Genomic DNA, 241 nt, shown 5'->3' with positions numbered 1-241 from the left:
CTCCACCATACCCAATAAAATATCTGACGAAGACCTCTTGGTGCTCCTGCACTCCTCGGATCAGTTCGAAGCTGCTTTTGAGACCCTCGTCAATCGATACTCCAGACAGCTCTATGCAGTCATCAGACGCATCGTACTTCGTCATGAAGATGCAGATGACGTCCTCCAAAACACCTTCATCAAAGTGTGGAGAAACATCAAGACCTTTCGTGGTGAGTCCAAGCTATCCACTTGGCTACAC

1 protein-coding gene is annotated in these 241 nt (G+C 48.1%); it reads left to right on the top strand.

What is annotated here, in order from left to right; all coding sequences use genetic code 11:
• Nucleotides 1-40 precede the first annotated feature (40 nt).
• Nucleotides 41-241 (top strand): RNA polymerase sigma factor (locus ACTHSL_RS14125; protein ID WP_440381753.1); only part of this gene is annotated, 201 nt, incomplete at its 3' end.

This window comes from Neisseria sp. P0008.S010, from assembly GCF_051962715.1.
Classification (GTDB): Bacteria; Pseudomonadota; Gammaproteobacteria; order Burkholderiales; family Neisseriaceae; genus Neisseria; species Neisseria elongata.
Note: the sequence above shows the minus strand (reverse complement) of the source record. Positions and strands in the feature narration are given on the sequence as shown.